This is a genomic window from Saliphagus sp. LR7 (assembly GCF_003344565.1).
Classification (GTDB): domain Archaea; phylum Halobacteriota; class Halobacteria; order Halobacteriales; family Natrialbaceae; genus Saliphagus; species Saliphagus infecundisoli.
Window position 1 is genome coordinate 100149 of the sequence record NZ_QPND01000009.1, and the last position, 14912, is coordinate 115060.

At 69.0% G+C, this 14912-nt stretch carries 16 protein-coding genes; 12 read left to right on the forward strand and 4 right to left on the reverse strand.

What is annotated here, in order from left to right; genetic code table 11:
- Nucleotides 1-59: 59 nt before the first annotated feature.
- Together DVH23_RS13615 and DVH23_RS13620 are read left to right on the forward strand one after the other, a co-directional pair.
- Nucleotides 60-1271, forward strand: coding sequence for a HalOD1 output domain-containing protein (locus DVH23_RS13615; RefSeq protein ID WP_114577973.1), 1212 nt, complete (start codon nt 60-62; stop codon nt 1269-1271).
- Nucleotides 1268-3370 (forward strand): hypothetical protein, encoded by a 2103-nt coding sequence (locus DVH23_RS13620; protein ID WP_114577974.1) that lies wholly within the window; start codon nt 1268-1270, stop codon nt 3368-3370. Before DVH23_RS13615 ends, DVH23_RS13620 begins: the two co-directional genes overlap by 4 nt.
- Here DVH23_RS13620 and DVH23_RS25035 read toward each other — a convergent pair.
- The 3 genes from DVH23_RS25035 to DVH23_RS13630 all read right to left on the reverse strand — a co-directional run bounded on the left by DVH23_RS25035 (nt 3367) and on the right by DVH23_RS13630 (nt 4705).
- Nucleotides 3367-3501 (reverse strand): hypothetical protein, encoded by a 135-nt coding sequence (locus DVH23_RS25035; RefSeq protein WP_255565252.1) that lies wholly within the window; start codon nt 3499-3501, stop codon nt 3367-3369. The two genes, DVH23_RS13620 and DVH23_RS25035, sit on opposite strands and share 4 nt — an antisense overlap.
- Before the next feature lie 278 nt (nt 3502-3779).
- A complete protein-coding gene (locus DVH23_RS13625) occupies nt 3780-4196 on the reverse strand; it encodes a DUF5809 family protein (RefSeq protein ID WP_114577975.1) in 417 nt (138 codons plus the stop codon).
- A 53-nt stretch (nt 4197-4249) separates the two neighbouring features.
- Nucleotides 4250-4705, reverse strand: a complete 456-nt coding sequence (locus DVH23_RS13630) for a DUF5810 domain-containing protein (protein WP_114577976.1) — start codon at nt 4703-4705, stop codon at nt 4250-4252.
- Between the two features lie 176 nt (nt 4706-4881).
- Between DVH23_RS13630 and DVH23_RS24585 the strand changes: the two genes are divergently transcribed.
- Nucleotides 4882-5226, forward strand: coding sequence for a hypothetical protein (locus DVH23_RS24585; protein ID WP_114577977.1), 345 nt, complete (start codon nt 4882-4884; stop codon nt 5224-5226).
- A 46-nt stretch (nt 5227-5272) separates the two neighbouring features.
- Nucleotides 5273-5749 (forward strand): type IV pilin, encoded by a 477-nt coding sequence (locus DVH23_RS24590; protein WP_114577978.1) that lies wholly within the window; start codon nt 5273-5275, stop codon nt 5747-5749.
- Nucleotides 5750-5755: 6 nt separating this feature from the next.
- Here the strand turns inward: DVH23_RS24590 and DVH23_RS13645 are convergent, their stop codons facing one another.
- Complete coding sequence (locus DVH23_RS13645) at nt 5756-6376, reverse strand: methyltransferase domain-containing protein (protein ID WP_114577979.1); 621 nt, start codon at nt 6374-6376, stop codon at nt 5756-5758.
- A gap of 126 nt (nt 6377-6502) precedes the next feature.
- Here DVH23_RS13645 and ahaH point away from each other — a divergent pair, with 126 nt between their 5' ends.
- The 8 genes from ahaH to DVH23_RS13685 all read left to right on the forward strand — a co-directional run bounded on the left by ahaH (nt 6503) and on the right by DVH23_RS13685 (nt 14907).
- Nucleotides 6503-6835 (forward strand): ATP synthase archaeal subunit H, encoded by a 333-nt coding sequence (gene ahaH / locus DVH23_RS13650; RefSeq protein WP_114577980.1) that lies wholly within the window; start codon nt 6503-6505, stop codon nt 6833-6835.
- The gene (locus DVH23_RS13655) at nt 6822-9122 is read left to right on the forward strand and encodes a V-type ATP synthase subunit I (protein WP_224827666.1); all 2301 of its coding nucleotides are present in this window, start codon (nt 6822-6824) and stop codon (nt 9120-9122) included. Before ahaH ends, DVH23_RS13655 begins: the two co-directional genes overlap by 14 nt.
- Nucleotides 9123-9367: 245 nt before the next feature.
- On the forward strand, nt 9368-9652 hold the full coding sequence (locus DVH23_RS13660) for a hypothetical protein (protein WP_114577981.1): 285 nt from the start codon (nt 9368-9370) through the stop codon (nt 9650-9652).
- Nucleotides 9653-9671: 19 nt separating this feature from the next.
- Nucleotides 9672-10253 (forward strand): V-type ATP synthase subunit E, encoded by a 582-nt coding sequence (locus DVH23_RS13665; RefSeq protein WP_114577982.1) that lies wholly within the window; start codon nt 9672-9674, stop codon nt 10251-10253.
- A complete protein-coding gene (locus DVH23_RS13670; RefSeq protein WP_114577983.1) occupies nt 10250-11302 on the forward strand; it encodes a V-type ATP synthase subunit C in 1053 nt (350 codons plus the stop codon). Before DVH23_RS13665 ends, DVH23_RS13670 begins: the two co-directional genes overlap by 4 nt.
- Nucleotides 11299-11673, forward strand: a complete 375-nt coding sequence (locus DVH23_RS13675) for a V-type ATP synthase subunit F (protein ID WP_114577984.1) — start codon at nt 11299-11301, stop codon at nt 11671-11673. The genes DVH23_RS13670 and DVH23_RS13675 overlap by 4 nt, the downstream gene beginning before the upstream one ends.
- Complete coding sequence (locus DVH23_RS13680) at nt 11670-13433, forward strand: ATP synthase subunit A (protein WP_114577985.1); 1764 nt, start codon at nt 11670-11672, stop codon at nt 13431-13433. Before DVH23_RS13675 ends, DVH23_RS13680 begins: the two co-directional genes overlap by 4 nt.
- A 1-nt stretch (nt 13434) precedes the next feature.
- Nucleotides 13435-14907, forward strand: a complete 1473-nt coding sequence (locus DVH23_RS13685; RefSeq protein WP_114577986.1) for a V-type ATP synthase subunit B — start codon at nt 13435-13437, stop codon at nt 14905-14907.
- Nucleotides 14908-14912 lie beyond the last annotated feature (5 nt).

Here is a 14912-nt window from a genome sequence, read left to right on the forward strand (position 1 = left end):
ACGGTTCGACGGGAGCGTTTACGTGAGGCTTTCGTCGCTTGCGGGGGTACGAAGGGTGTATGCGTGACGACGATCCGCCGCGGGGGGACGGAGAGACGGACGGGGCCTCGAACTGGCCCGACCGGGCCAGCCTCGCCGTCGTTCGCCGCGTCGCCGACCGCGAGGGCGCGTCGGCGCTCTCGCTGCCCGCGCTCAACGGAACGGTCGATCCCGACGCCCTGGACGACCTCCTCGACGGGAGGGCTGGCGCCGATGGCGAGTCGCCCCCCGATACGGGGGCGGAGTCCGCCGCCGGGACGACTCCCGAGCGGACCGCGTGGCCGGCGGTCACGACGAGCTACGACGGGCGGACGGTCCGGGTCGACCCCGACGGCGTGACCCTCTCGCCCGACGAGCCCGACTGGGACCACGTCTCCCGGATCGACGCGCGGACCGACGACGTCGGCGCCGGCGTCGTCCTCGAGCTCGCGGACCGAACCGGCGAGGACCCGACCCGCGTCCGGAGCGAGCTCTCCCGGATCGTCGATCCCGGGGCGCTCTCCCGGCTCAATCGCCCGCGGGCGAACGGGGTCCCCCGAACGGGGGCGACGGTCCGGTTTACGGCGCTCGGCTACGACGTCGTCGTCGAACCCGATGGGGTGTCAGTCGGCTGTACCCTCCGCCGGCTCCGTGCGGGCGGCAACGTCCTCGTGGTCGGCTCGGTTCCCGACGCGATCCTCGACTCGGCCGGCTCGCGGCTGCTCGAAGGCGACGACGGCCACCTGTTCGCGCTGTTCGACCGCGAGGTCGGGATCGTCCCCGCACAGCTCCCGCTCGGGACGGCACGCGAGGCGACCGTCCTCGCTCACGCGACGGCCGCCCGCTCGGCGGCGAGCACGCCGACCGCCCCCGACGGCGACCGCAGCGTCCCCGGGCCGGCGGTGACCGACGTCGGGGGCGATTTCGAGACGGTCCGCGAGGCGATCGAGGCCGAACTCGCGGAGGCCGAGGAGGGCGTCCGCCTCTGTGTGGCCTCGCTCCGGCCGCTGGTCGAAGCGCGCGAGCCGGCGGCGGTCCGGGAGTTCCTCGTGCCGCTTTGTGCGGCGGTCCGGGACCGCTCGGCGCTCGCCCACTACACCCTCCCGATCGACCGCGAGTCGGCGGCCGTCCGGGCGATCGAGCCCGCCTTCGAGGCGACCCTCGAGCTCCGTCTCGAGGGGGCGACCCCCGAACAGCGCTGGCACTTCCGGGACGGCGATCACACGACGGAGTGGGCCCGGCTCGAGCGATGACCGGGCCGGCCGGCCCGACCGAGCCGGCGTCCCGGCCGCGTTTCCGGACCGACGGGGCCGACCTCGTCGTCGTCGATCCGGTCTGCAACGCCCGCTACCCCATCGGGACCGGCGACCGCCCGGAGCCGCGGCCGGCGGAGTCGACGGGGTTTCGGTTCCCGGTCGATGCCGCGGTCGCCGTCCGGGCCCCGGAGCTGGTCTTTCCGTACGTCGTCCCGACCTGCATCCGGGACGACGCGGGCGAGACCGTCGCCCGGACCGAACACTACGCCTACGAGACGCTGCCGGCGGGGCGCTACGTCGTCGAGGTGATGGCCCCGATCCGGCTCTACGTCGCCGTCGAGGGGCCGCTGACGGTCGCCTCGGCCGACGACCGGCTGGCGATCGAAACCGGTTCCGGCGAGGTCCATATCGGCGCCCGTTCCCGGCACGACCGGCCCGCGGCGACCGTCCGGACGACGGCCGACCCCGACGACCTCGCGCGGGCGATATCGACGTTCGGCTCGGGGCTGAAGACGACCGGTCCCGAACGATCGCTCCCCTCGCTGCGGGGCCACCCGCCGCGGCTCGAGTTCGCAGACGAGCTCTCGATCCCGTCCGGCCTGGAGCCGCCCGGCGCGGTCGAACTCGTCGTCCCGCCCGACCGCTCGGCGGTGTACGCGGCCGCCTCGCTCGCCGCCTACCTCGGGGCGACCGTCCGGACGGGCTCGACCCCCCGGATCGAGACCGACGGGTTCTCCCGCCGGCTGGGACCGACGGCGACCGCCTCGACCCCCGCCTTCGAGCGCGCCGTCGAGGACGTCCTCGAGCGGATCTTCCTCCTTGAGTGCGTCGTCCGAACGGAGGGCCTCTACACCATCGATCTCGACGAGCGCCGCCGGCTCGAAGAGCGGATGGATCTCCCCGCCGCGGACCTGTACGATGCCCCGATCGGGGACCGGCTCGCGGCCGCCGCCGAGATTCCCGGGGACGCCCTCGCGGAACTCGGCCCGCGATGGGGGCTCGTGGTCCACACGACGGGAGACCGCGACGGAATCGCCTCCCTGCCCTTTCTCGCGAACGACCTCGCGAAGATCCGGGCGGCGCCGGCCGTGAAGAGCGTTGGGGACCCGCCGCCGGGCGCCGACGTCGGGACGCTCGCGCGGGCGGCTGGCGATCCCGCCCGCGGCGCCCAGTCTGCCGGCACCGGGGATCGCGCGGAGCCGTACGTCTCCGCGCCCGCGGCCGACGCCTTCGAGCAGGGGTGGCTCGGATCGGGGGTGCCGACCGACGCGAACAAGCTCCTCCATGCGGGGTTTGAACACGGCCTCGACGGCTCGCCCGCCGAGGGCGGGATCGAGGTCACGCTCGTCTGTACCGACGACCGGATGGCCGGGGAGGTAGACGGCGACCTCTACGGCGGCCGCGAGGACCTCCCGTTCGCGGTGGACGTCCACCGGAACCCGACGGTCGCCGACCTTCGGGGGCTGCTGGCCGCCGGCGACGTGCTCCACTACGTCGGCCACGTCGAGGGCGGCGGCTTCGTCTGTTCGGACGGCGTTCTCGATCCGGATTCGCTGGAGTCGGTCGGCACCGGGGCCGTCATCGTTAACGGCTGTCGGTCCTACCGGACGGGCGTGGCGCTGGTCGAGGCGGGTGCCGCGGGCGCCATCGCCACCGTCAGCGACGTCGGCAACGCCGACGCGATCGCCGTCGGTCGGCTACTCGCCGGGCTCCTGAACGCGGGCTTTACGCTCCGCTCGGCGGTCGACCTCGCCCGCTCGCGCCGGCTGGTGGGAAACCAGTACGTCGTCGTCGGCGACGGCGGGGCCGCGGCCGCCCAGGCCGGTGGGGGCGTCCCGACGCGGTGTCGGATCGAACCCGCAGACGACAACTACCGGCTCACGGTGACGTTCTACCACGCCCGCGACGGGATGGGCGGCGTCTCGATCCCCTACATCGACGGCGTCGATCGCTACGTCCTCTCGGGGTCGTCGCCGACGTTTTCGGTCGGCGCCGGGCAACTCCGGCGCTTCCTCCGCCTGGAGCGGATCCCCGTCGAGTACGACGGGGAGCTCTACTGGTCTACCGACGAGGCGCTCGTCGAACGCCTCGATTAGGTGATCGTGCCGTTGTTCCCGGCGGCGACGGGTGCCGCCTGGGAGAGCAACAGGCAGACGGTCGCCAGGACGCCGATCGCTCGGGGGTGATCCGCGAGGTACTCGAGTAAGTCGCTGTTACTGTCTGACATCGCGTTCTCCCGTGGGAAGGGACGCGACTTAGTCCTAGTTCAAGCCTCCCGAGACGACGACAATTGAATCTTACCGGGAGTGACACGGTATCTAATACGATCCGGGCGGAGGTAATCCCCGCTTTCGCAGCGGGCCGCCGGAACGCGGCGCGACGCCCGGACCGAGTCCGGAGCGAACCCGAAACCGGGTCCGGCGAATCCGTCTCGACCGGATCGGTTCGCGACGCTCGTCGGCCGATTCGGCGGGAAAACCAGTGGTTTCGGCACCGAAACGGTCGTTAGCCGGTCACTAGCTCGCGGTAGAGCCGGCCGAACGCCTGCCGGCGAAGCGTCTCGACGGCCGCCGCCTCCTCGTTCTGGAAGGTCGCCGCGACCGCCTCGCCGGCGGGCCCGGCGTGCCAGGCGACGCGGTCGACGTGCTCGCTCCCCGAAAGAAAGACCTCGCCGTCGTACTCCCCGGCCCACTCCTCGAACTCCTCGCGGCTCCCGACCCGGACGTCGAGCAAGGAGGCGAAGATCGCCTCTCGAGCCGTCTCGACGACCTCGCCGGTCACCCGCTCGTCGTACTCCTCGCGCTCGAAGCCCATCGCGCGGGCGACCGCTCGCACGGTCGTTTGTGCGACCGGGCCAACCGACTCGTAGCGTTCGCGGGCGGCCTCGACCGACTCCGGCGCGAACGTCCCCGTCGTGTGCATGGCAGGGGGTTTCGCCTCCGGGAAGTTATACGGACCGGCCCGCCGGCTCCGCGTTATCCTTTCCCCTCGGCGCCTTTCGTCCCCTTGCCGTCGCCGCTTTCCCCTCCCTCTTCCGATTTGCTCCGCTCGTTTGCGCCCTCCCGGCGCCGTTCGGTGAGCTCTCTGGCCTCCGCCAGGGCGCGTTCTGTCTCCTCGGTCAGCGACTCTCGGCCCCCGCTGCGGCCCGCACCGCGGCTCTGGCGGGCCAGCGCCGTCTCGACCTCGACGTCCGGCCGTCCCGCGGGCGCGTGGTCGTGTTCCCCCGTCGAGCCCTCGGTCTCGACCTCGAGGGCGTACTCCGAGACGACCTCGCCGAGCTCCTCGGGGCCGCAGTCGGCCCAGTCGGGGGCGTACTCGGCGAGCCACTCTCGGTGGTTCTCCCGGCCCAGCGAGGCCGTGATTGCGAGGTGGTTCGCGAGGTGTTCGGCGTCCGCCTGCGTGCTGTCACAGACCGGACAGGCGTATCCCATGGCCGGAGGGAGGGCTCGGGTCCAGTTAAACGCCCGGCTCCGGCGCCACGCCTCGACCGAACCCGTGCGAGCGAGGGCCGACGACCCGTCCGGAATCGGCGACGACCCCCCGGACCTCAAAAGCCGGTTGCGTTCGCAGGCCCACCTCCGTTGGAGGTCGGGTACAATCGTTAGGTATGACGGTGTCATCCGACGACGGCGGGACGGTCGACCTGGACGCACAGCGTGCCGACGGGCTGTCGGTCCCTCCGGCGCTGTTCGATACCCTCTCTGCGCCCGCGCGCCGCCATGCCATGGCGGCGCTGTCGAAAACCCCAGGGCCGATCGGGGTCAGCGACCTCACGGGCCGGGTCGCAGACCGGCTCGAGCGAGAGACGGGCCATCGAGCACTCGAGATCGAGGTGCGCCACGTCCACCTGCCGGCGCTTTCGGACGCGGGCCTGGTCGAGTGGCACCAGGCCGAGGACGTCGTCGACTCGACGGCCCGGGGCGCCTCGCTGGTCGCCCCCGACGGGCAGTAGCCCGGGAGCCGCGGATTCAAGTACCAGGACGGGGCCAGGCGGTGTCGTGTCACCGACGTCCGACGGCCGCGGGGTCAGCCCGGTCGTCGGGACCCTTCTCCTTATCGCGCTCGTCGTCTCTTTCGCCGCACTCATCGCGGTCGCCTTCGGCTCGATGCCGATCGCCTCGTCGGGTGCGGACGCGGCCTTCGAGATGGAGGTCGGCGCCGACGGCGAGATCGAACTCGACCACGTCGCCGGCGATCCGGTCGCCGTCGACGAGCTCTCGATGACGATCTCCGTCGACGGGGAGGCCCTCGAACACCAGCCCGAGATCCCGTTCTCCGGAACCACGGGGTTCGACGGACCGCCATCGGGCCCCATCAACGCCCGGTCGAGTGCCTCCGAGTGGTCGGCCGGCGAGAGCGTCAGCCTCGAGGTCGCCGGGACCAACGACCCCGAAGTCACGGCCGGCGACCGAGTGACGGTTACTCTCACGGTCGACGGCGAGACGATCGCCCGCGAGGAGACGACGGCCTCGTGAACTGCTCTACTCGGGTGCCCGCGCGACGGTCGTGATCGCGACCTCGGGGCTGTAGGAAGGGCCCATGAAGGCGTGTCTGACCTCCTCGAAGCCCGCGGTCTTGAACATCCGGTCGGCCTCGTACTCGTCGTAGAAGAGCATCATCGCGTCGGCGAGCCGGCGGGCGATCGGGTCGTCGGGAGTGTTCGGGCCGACGACGAGGACCTGCCCGCCCGGCTTCAGGACGCGGCGGAACTCCCGGAGGGTGCGGACGGGGTCGGGCCAGTACTCGATCGAGCCCGACGACCAGACGACGTCGAAGGCGTCCGTCGCGAACGGGAGCCGTTCGGCGTCGCCGCGGTGGAAGTGGACCGGCCCCCGCTTGCCGAACTTCGCGTAGGCCTGCTCCAACTGGTGTTCGCTCTGGTCGATGGCGTACACCTCCTCGACGTGCTCGAGCAGTCCCTCGGTGGCGAAGCCGGTGCCACAGCCGACGTCGAGCACCGTCGGATCGTCCGAGAAGTCGAGGAGAGTGAGGGCGTCGGTGCGCATCTCCTCGGTCCAGACGAACGGGTTGATCCGGTCGTACACCCGCGAGAGGTACTTGTAGAACAGCCGGGCACGAGCCTTGTTCTCGAGGATACCCATCGACGGGGGTTTCGACCCCGGAAAGATAGGTCTGCTGTTCGCGCCCGGCGTCGCGCCGACGGATTCGACCGCGGCGCTTTCGCAACTACCAAATAGGCCACTCGCAAAGCCACGCCCACTGAGACTATGCCGAGGCCAGAGGTTCTTCAACGAATTACGTCGGCCGAGGAGGAAGCCGACGAGATCGTCGCAACGGCAGAGAACGACCGCGACGAACGAATCGCCGAGGCACGGGAGCGAGCCGAAGAGATTCGAACGGACGCGGAGAAACGCGCGGCCGACCTCAAAGAGCGTCGGCTCGAGGAGGCCCGCGACGAGATCGACCAGGAGGTAGAGGAGGTCCTCGCGGAGGGCGACCGCGAGCGGGAGGCCCTCGCCTCCCGCGGGGAAGAACGGGTCGACGAGGTGGCCGAACACGTCGTCGACCTCTTCGAGGAGGAAGTCCATGCTCAGACCTGACCGGATGAGCAAGGTCTCGGTGACCGGCTCCAAACGGGTCATGCCCGAGGTCATCGAGGCGGTCTACGCGCTGAACGAGGTCCACCTCTCGGACTACGACGGCTCCTGGGCCGCCTTCGACAACGGCGACCCGATCGCGGGAGCCGACGAGGCCTCCGAACGGCTCGTCACCGTCCGGGCCCTAGAGAGCACGCTCGATATCGACCGCGAGGAAGTCGAGCCCGAGCCGGGCGTCGAGGACCGGGAGGCACGTTTGGAACGGGTCCGGAGCCGGGTCAACGAGCTCGACGACGAACGAACCGAGCTCCGCGACGAGCGCCGGCGGGTCGAGGACCGCCTCGACCGGATCGAGCCCTTCGCCGATCTCGGGATCGACCTCGACCTCCTGTCGGGCTATCGGTCAGTCGAGGTCGGCGTCGTCTCCGGTCCCGAAGCCGAGATCGAGGCCGCCCTCGCCGAGAGCGAGGAGATCCGGGCCTACGAGACGTTCACCGGCGGCGACGTCGTCGCGATCGTCGCCGCGCCCGCCGAGGGGTACTCGGTGGGCGACGGCGTCATCGACGACGCGCTCGTCGGCGTCGACCTCACGCGCCACGAACTGCCCGACACCGACCGCAGCCCCGAAGCCTACGCCGACGAGCTCGACGCCCGCCGGCGGGAACTCGACGCCGAACTCGAGGACGTCGAGGCGCGCCTCGAGCAGGTCGCCCGCGAGGAAGGGAGTTTCCTCGTCGGCCTCGAGCGCCGGTTGACGATGGAGGTCCAGCAGGCGGAGGCACCTCTCCAGTTCGCGACGACCGACCGGGCGTTCGTCGCCGAGGGCTGGATCCGGACGAAGCAGTACGACACCCTCGTCGCCGCCGTCACCGACGCGGTCGGCGAAAGCGTCGAGATCGAGGAGCTAGAGCGGGCCGACTACGACGACCACGGCCACCCGACCCACACCGAGGAGGTCGATCACGACGACGGCGACGGCAACGGCGGGTCGGGTCCCGACTCCGAGGAGCCGGCCGCCGACGACTCCGAACGGGAGCCGGCCAGAGCCGCCACCGACGGCGGCCAGGCCCGGGCCGGGGGCGATATCGTGACGATCGACGACGAGCCGCCGGTCGTCCAGGACAACACCAGGGCCGCGAAACCCTTCGAGTTCCTGTTGCAGATGATCGCCCGGCCGAAGTACAGCGAGCTGGATCCGACGTTCTTCCTGCTTCTGACGTTCCCGGCGTTCTTCGGGTTCATGCTTGGCGACCTCGGTTACGGACTGCTGTACGGAACCGTCGGCTTCCTGTTGTACAGTCGGTTCGACGACGACGTCGTCCGCAGTCTGGGTGCGATCGGGCTGTGGGCCGGCGGCTTCACGATGCTGTTCGGGATCCTCTACGGGGAGGTCTTCGGGATGCACGTCCTCGGAGACGTCCTCTTCGGCGGCTCGCCGCCGATGCACAAGGGGCTCCAGCCCGCGTACGCCGAGTACAGCCAGACGTGGCTGATGGTGAGCGTGCTGCTCGGATTGGCCCACCTGACGCTCGGCTACGTGCTCGGGTTCATCAACGACATGAAACACGGCGTCGCCGAGTCGTACCTCGAGCACGGCTCGTGGGCGCTGCTCATGCTCGGGTTCTGGACCTGGGTCTTCAGCCGCCACACGAGCGGCGTGAAACCCGACTTCCTCTACGAGGCCCTCGGGAGCGGCTCCGGGGCGGCATACGAACTCGGTTACACGGGACTGCCCGCCGACGTCGGGCTGTACGTCGGCGTTCCGGTCGCGGTGATCGGGCTGGTGACGATGATCTACGGCGAGGTCAAACACTACGGCGGGCTCGGGATCATCATCGGGCTCCTCGAGAGCTTCAGCGTGCTCGGGGACGTCCTCTCGTACCTGCGGATCGCGGCGGTCATCCTCGCGAAGGCGGGCATGGCGTTCGTCGTCAACATGCTCTTCTTCGGGGTCTACGTCGACGACCACGGCGGCTGGCACTTCGGGACCGGCGGCATGCCCGATTCCGAGGCCGTCGGGGCGCTCGAGGCCGGCGAGACGGTTGCCTACCACGGCTACGAGGTGACCGAGATCATGTTCGGCGGCCTGCTCCACGGTGGCCTCCTCTCGGCAGCCGTCGGCGTGGTCGTCCTCGTGGTCGGCCACATCGTCGTCCTCCTGCTCGGTGTGACCAGCGCCGGGCTACAGGGGATCCGTCTCGAGTACGTCGAGTTCTTCGAGAAGTTCTACGAGGGCGGCGGCCGGAAGTTCGAGCCGTTCGGCCACGGCTCGGCCGACGGCGAGGAGTGACGGCTCGCGAGGGCTCGCCGTCGGCCGCCGACGCCCGCCGCAGTTCGCCGACGGACGGCTTCTTCCGGGGTGGATTCCGGACGGGATTCGCGTCCGTTCGTCGATTCTCCACCCGTGTGAATGCCTACCGATCCCCCGCTACAGCTACTCTCTGCCGTGATTCGGCGAGTTGGTTTGGGAAGCTTTATGAACACAGTGCCGTCAGTACCGACTGTCCGTAACGAAAGCACGAGGAACACGTAATCATGATCGAAACTCTACCCGACGTTGCACTCGCGGCGAACAGCATGGCAGAGAGCGTTGTACTTCAGGCCGAGGACGGTGCCTCCGGTCCCGCCATCGAGCAGGGCGCGGCGGCGGCCATCGGCATCGGGCTGGCGGCCATCGGCGCGGGCTACGCCGAGCGAGGGATCGGCGCGGCGGTCGTCGGCGCGCTCGCCGAGGACTCGATCTCGGCGGGTATCGGGATCCTGCTTACGGTCCTGCCCGAGACGCTCGTGATCTTCGCGCTGGTCGCGCTCTTCGTCTAGCGCGTACTACTTTCTCACAATGAGTTTGGATACGGTCGTTGAGGACATTCGAGACGAGGCCCACGCGCGTGCGGAGGAGATCCGCGCCGACGGCGAGGAGCGCGCCGAGGAGATCGAGGCCGAGGCCGAAGCCGACGCGACCGAAATCGTCGAAACCGCCGAGGCGGAGGTCGACGAGGAGATCGAACAGCTCCGCGAACAACGCCTCTCCAGTGCGAAGCTGGAGGCCAAACAGAAGCGTCTCGAGGCCCGCCGGGACGTCCTGGCCCAGGTCCGCGAGGACGTCGAGTCCCGCCTGGTCGCCCTCGACGGCGAGACCCGGGAGGCGCTGACCCGGGAGCTCGTCGACGCCGCGGGCACCGAGTTCGAGGGCAGCGAGTCGGTCCGGGTCTACGGCCGGGCCGACGACGAGGAGCTCCTCGACTCGATCCTCGCCGACTACCCCGGCTACGCCTATGCCGGCGAGTACGACTGTCTGGGCGGCGTCGTCGTCGAGAGCGAGGCGTCCCGCGTCCGGGTGAACAACACGTTCGACTCGGTCCTGGAGGACGTCTGGGAGGACAACCTCCGGGAGATAAGCGACAGGCTCTTCGACCAATGAGTTCGAGCGCGTCGAACCCCGAGTACGTCAACGCCCGGGTCCGTTCGCGGCGCAACGCCCTGTTCTCCGACGAGGACTACCGCAAGCTGATCCGGATGGGGCCGAGCGAGATCGCCCGGTTCATGGAGGAACACGAGTACGAAGAGGAGATCAACCGTCTGGGAGCCCGCTTCTCGGGGGTCGACCTGATCGAGTACTCGCTGAACCGCAACCTGGCGAAACACTTCGACGACCTCCTGGAGTGGGCCGACGGCCGGGTGTACGACCAGATCGCCCGTTACCTCCGGAAGTTCGACGTCTGGAACGTCAAGACGATCATCCGGGGGATCTACACCGATACCCCGAGCGAGGAGATCGGCACCGACCTCATCCGGGCGGGCGAGCTTCCCGACCGGACGGTAGACCGACTGCTCGAGGTCGAGACGATCGAGGACGTCATCGAGGTCCTCGAGGGGACGCTGTTCTACGAGCCCCTCGACTCGGCGTACGAACACTACGAGGAGACCGGCGCGCTCGTTCCCCTGGAGAACGCCCTCGATCGGGCGTTCTACGAGAACCTGTTGGGGGATCTCGGACGGCCCACGGAGGGCCCCGAGGCGATGTACGTCGAGTTCCTCCAGGCCGAGATCGACTTCCGGAACGCCCGAAACGCCCTGCGGCTCGCCCGCAGCGGCGCCGACCTCGATCCGGCGGAGTTCTACATCGAGGGCGGCGTCCTCTTCGACCGGTCCGAACTCTCCCGGCTGGTCTCCGACTACGACGCGCTCGTCGACCACATCGCCGACGACCCGCGCTACGGCGACCGCCTCGATGCGGCCCTCGCACGGCTCCGGGAGGCCGACAGCCTGATCGCGTTCGAACACGCGGTCGACGCTGCCCTGCTCGAGTACTCCGATCGGCTCTCGAGCGTCTACCCGGTCTCGGTGTCGGCGGTGTTCTCGTACATCTTAGCGAAGGAACGCGAGGTCGAGAACATCCGCGCGATCGCCCGAGGGCGGGAGGTCGGCCTCTCGGAGGAGGAGATCGAAGAGGAGCTCGTGATACTATGAGCCAACGCCAGAACGACAACCGAAGCCAGGAGATCGCCGTCGTCGGCAGCCCGGAGTTCACGACCGGGTTCCGGCTTGCGGGCGTCAGGCGCTTCGAGAACGTCCCCGACGACGAGAAGCCGGAGGACTTAGACGGCGCGGTCACGAACGTACTCGAAGACGACGGCGTCGGCATCGTCGTCATGCACGACGACGACATGGAGCACCTCTCGCGGTCGGTCCGAGGGGAGGTCGAGACGAGCGTCGAGCCGGTCGTCATCACGATAGGCACGAGCGGTGCGGGCGGGGGCGGCCTCCGCGAGCAGATCAAACGCGCGATCGGGATCGACCTGATGGACGAGGACGCCGACGCGGACCCAACCGAAACATGAGCCAGGCAACAGACACCGATGTCGTCCGCGAGGACGGCATCATCGACAGCGTGAGCGGCCCCGTTGTGACCGCCACGGACCTCGACGCCCGGATGAACGACGTCGTCTACGTCGGCGACGAAGGGCTGATGGGCGAGGTCATCGAGATCGAAGGCAACCTGACCACGATCCAGGTCTACGAGGAAACCTCCGGGGTCGGACCCGGAGAGCCCGTCGAGAACACGGGCGAGCCCCTGACGGTCGACCTCGGCCCGGGGATGCTCGACTCCATCTACGACGGCGTCCAGCGCCCCCTCGACGTCCTCGAGTCGAAGATGGGAACGCCCTTCCTCGACCGCGGGGTCGACGCCCCGGGGATCGACTTAGAGGCGACCTGGGAGTTCACGCCCACCGTCTCGGAGGGCGACGAACTCGAGGCCGGCGACGTCATCGGCGAGGTTCCCGAGACCGAGAGCATCACCCACCGGGTGATGGTGCCGCCGGATTCGGAGGGCGGTGCGGTCGACTCCATCGAGGCCGGGGAGTTCACCGTCGAGGAGACCGTCGCGACCCTCGACACCGGAGAGGAGATCCGGATGCGCCAGGAGTGGCCCGTCCGCGAGGCCCGCCCCGCGGTCGACAAGGAGACGCCGACGGTTCCCCTCGTCAGCGGCCAGCGGATCCAGGACGGCCTGTTCCCGCTTGCGAAAGGCGGAACCGCGGCGATTCCCGGCCCCTTCGGCTCCGGGAAGACGGTTACCCAACAACAGCTCGCGAAGTGGTCGGACGCGGACATCGTCGTCTACGTCGGCTGTGGCGAGCGCGGCAACGAGATGACGGAGGTCATCGAGGACTTCCCCGAACTCGAGGACCCACAGACCGGCAAGCCGCTGATGAGCCGGACCTGCCTCATCGCGAACACCTCGAACATGCCCGTCGCGGCCCGCGAGTCGTGTATCTACACGGGGATCACGCTCGCGGAGTACTTCCGTGACATGGGCTACGACGTCGCGCTGATGGCCGACTCGACCTCGCGGTGGGCCGAGGCGATGCGCGAGATCAGTTCGAGGTTGGAGGAGATGCCCGGCGAGGAGGGGTATCCCGCCTATCTGGCGGCCTCCCTCTCGGAGTTCTACGAGCGTGCCGGCAAGTTCGAGAACATCAACGGCACCGAGGGATCGATCTCGGTGATCGGCGCGGTCTCGCCGCCCGGTGGGGACTTCTCGGAGCCGGTGACCCAGAACACGCTCCGTATCGTCAAGACGTTCTGGGCGCTCGATTCGGACTTGGCGGAGAAACGCCACTTCCCATCGATCAACTGGAACGAGTCGTACTCGCTGTATCGCGACCAGTTGGACCCGTGGTACCGGGAGAACGTCGCCGAGGACTATCCCGAGGTCCGTCAGTGGGCCATCGACGTCTTGGACGAGGAGGACGAACTCCAGGAGATCGTCCAGCTCGTCGGGAAGGACGCCCTGCCCGAAGACCAGCAGCTGACCCTCGAGGTCGCACGCTATCTCCGGGAGGCCTGGCTCCAGCAGAACGCGTTCCACGACACCGACACGTTCTGTTCACCGGAGAAGACCTACCGGATGCTCCAGGCGATCCGGACGTTCAGCGACGAGGCGTTCTCGGCGCTCGATGCCGGCGTCCCCGTCGAGGAGATCTCGAGCATCGATGCCGCACCCCAGCTCAACCGGATGGGCGTCGCCGAGGAGTGGGAGGAGTTCATCGGCGACTTGGAGGACGACATGGAGAGCCAACTCAGGGAGCTGTACTAACATGAAGGAGTATCAGACTATCACGGAGGTCAGCGGTCCGCTGGTGTTCGCCGAGGTCGACGAGCCCGTCGGCTACGACGAGATCGTCGAGATCGAGACCCAGCAAGGCGAGACGCTGCGCGGCCAGGTCCTCGAGTCGAGCGAGGGGCTCGTCTCGATCCAGGTCTTCGAGGGAACGGGCGGGATCGACCGCAACGCCTCGGTTCGGTTCCTGGGCGAGACGATGAAGATGCCCGTCACCGAGGACCTGCTGGGACGGGTCCTAGACGGCTCGGGGAACCCGATCGACGGCGGCCCTGAGATCGTCCCCGACAAACGAGAGGACATCGTCGGCGCGGCGATCAACCCCTACTCCCGGGAGTACCCCGAGGAGTTCATCCAGACCGGCGTCTCCGCCATCGACGGGATGAACACCCTCGTCCGGGGCCAGAAGCTCCCGATCTTCTCGAGTTCGGGCCAGCCCCACAACGAGCTGGCGATGCAGATCGCCCGCCAGGCAACAGTGCCGGAAGAGGCTGCCGAGGACGAGGCGACCGACGAGCCCGGCAGCGACGAGGACGGCGAACTCGGCGAGGGAGCCGACGACGAGGGCTCGGAGTTCGCGGTCATCTTCGGCGCGATGGGCATCACCGCCGAGGAGGCAAACGAGTTCATGGACGACTTCGAGCGCACGGGTGCCCTCGAACGGTCGGTCGTCTTCATGAACCTCGCGGACGACCCCGCGGTCGAGCGGACGGTGACGCCGCGGATGGCGCTCACCACTGCCGAATACCTCGCCTTCGAGGAGGGGTATCACGTCCTGGTCATCCTGACGGACATGACCAACTACTGTGAGGCACTGCGGGAGATCGGCGCGGCCCGCGAGGAGGTGCCCGGTCGGCGTGGCTATCCGGGCTACATGTACACCGACCTGGCCCAGCTCTACGAGCGGGCGGGTCGGATCCAGGGCCGGGAGGGATCGGTTACCCAGATCCCGATCCTGACGATGCCGGGCGACGACGACACCCACCCGATCCCCGATCTGACGGGCTACATCACGGAGGGCCAGATCTACGTCGACCCCGCGCTCAACTCCCAAGGGTTCAAGCCCCCGATCAACGTCTCGCCCAGCCTCTCGCGGCTGATGGACGACGGGATCGGCGAGGGACTCACTCGTGGAGATCACGCCGACGTCAAAGACCAGCTGTTCGCCGCCTACGCCCAGGGGAAAGACCTCCGGGACCTGGTGAACATCGTCGGCCGCGAGGCACTTTCGGAGACGGACAACAAGTACCTCGACTTCGCCGACCGCTTCGAGGAGACGTTCGTCGACCAGGGCTTCGACTCGAACCGCTCGATCGACGAGACCCTGGAGATCGGCTGGGACCTGCTCTCGGCACTGCCCAAGGAGCAACTCAACCGGATCGACGAGGATCTCATCGCCGAACACTACCGCGAGGACGTCGGCGAGCAGGTCGAGGCGACCGCGGACTGAACGTC

Coding starts and splice junctions, on each gene's coding strand:
- DVH23_RS13615 (WP_114577973.1), top strand. CDS start 60: ATGCGTGACGACGATCCGCCGCGGGGGGACGGAGAGACGGACGGGGCC.
- DVH23_RS13620 (WP_114577974.1), top strand. CDS start 1,268: ATGACCGGGCCGGCCGGCCCGACCGAGCCGGCGTCCCGGCCGCGTTTC.
- DVH23_RS25035 (WP_255565252.1), bottom strand. CDS start 3,501: ATGTCAGACAGTAACAGCGACTTACTCGAGTACCTCGCGGATCACCCC.
- DVH23_RS13625 (WP_114577975.1), bottom strand. CDS start 4,196: ATGCACACGACGGGGACGTTCGCGCCGGAGTCGGTCGAGGCCGCCCGC.
- DVH23_RS13630 (WP_114577976.1), bottom strand. CDS start 4,705: ATGGGATACGCCTGTCCGGTCTGTGACAGCACGCAGGCGGACGCCGAA.
- DVH23_RS24585 (WP_114577977.1), top strand. CDS start 4,882: ATGACGGTGTCATCCGACGACGGCGGGACGGTCGACCTGGACGCACAG.
- DVH23_RS13645 (WP_114577979.1), bottom strand. CDS start 6,376: ATGGGTATCCTCGAGAACAAGGCTCGTGCCCGGCTGTTCTACAAGTAC.
- ahaH (WP_114577980.1), top strand. CDS start 6,503: ATGCCGAGGCCAGAGGTTCTTCAACGAATTACGTCGGCCGAGGAGGAA.
- DVH23_RS13655 (WP_224827666.1), top strand. CDS start 6,822: ATGCTCAGACCTGACCGGATGAGCAAGGTCTCGGTGACCGGCTCCAAA.
- DVH23_RS13660 (WP_114577981.1), top strand. CDS start 9,368: ATGATCGAAACTCTACCCGACGTTGCACTCGCGGCGAACAGCATGGCA.
- DVH23_RS13665 (WP_114577982.1), top strand. CDS start 9,672: ATGAGTTTGGATACGGTCGTTGAGGACATTCGAGACGAGGCCCACGCG.
- DVH23_RS13670 (WP_114577983.1), top strand. CDS start 10,250: ATGAGTTCGAGCGCGTCGAACCCCGAGTACGTCAACGCCCGGGTCCGT.
- DVH23_RS13675 (WP_114577984.1), top strand. CDS start 11,299: ATGAGCCAACGCCAGAACGACAACCGAAGCCAGGAGATCGCCGTCGTC.
- DVH23_RS13680 (WP_114577985.1), top strand. CDS start 11,670: ATGAGCCAGGCAACAGACACCGATGTCGTCCGCGAGGACGGCATCATC.
- DVH23_RS13685 (WP_114577986.1), top strand. CDS start 13,435: ATGAAGGAGTATCAGACTATCACGGAGGTCAGCGGTCCGCTGGTGTTC.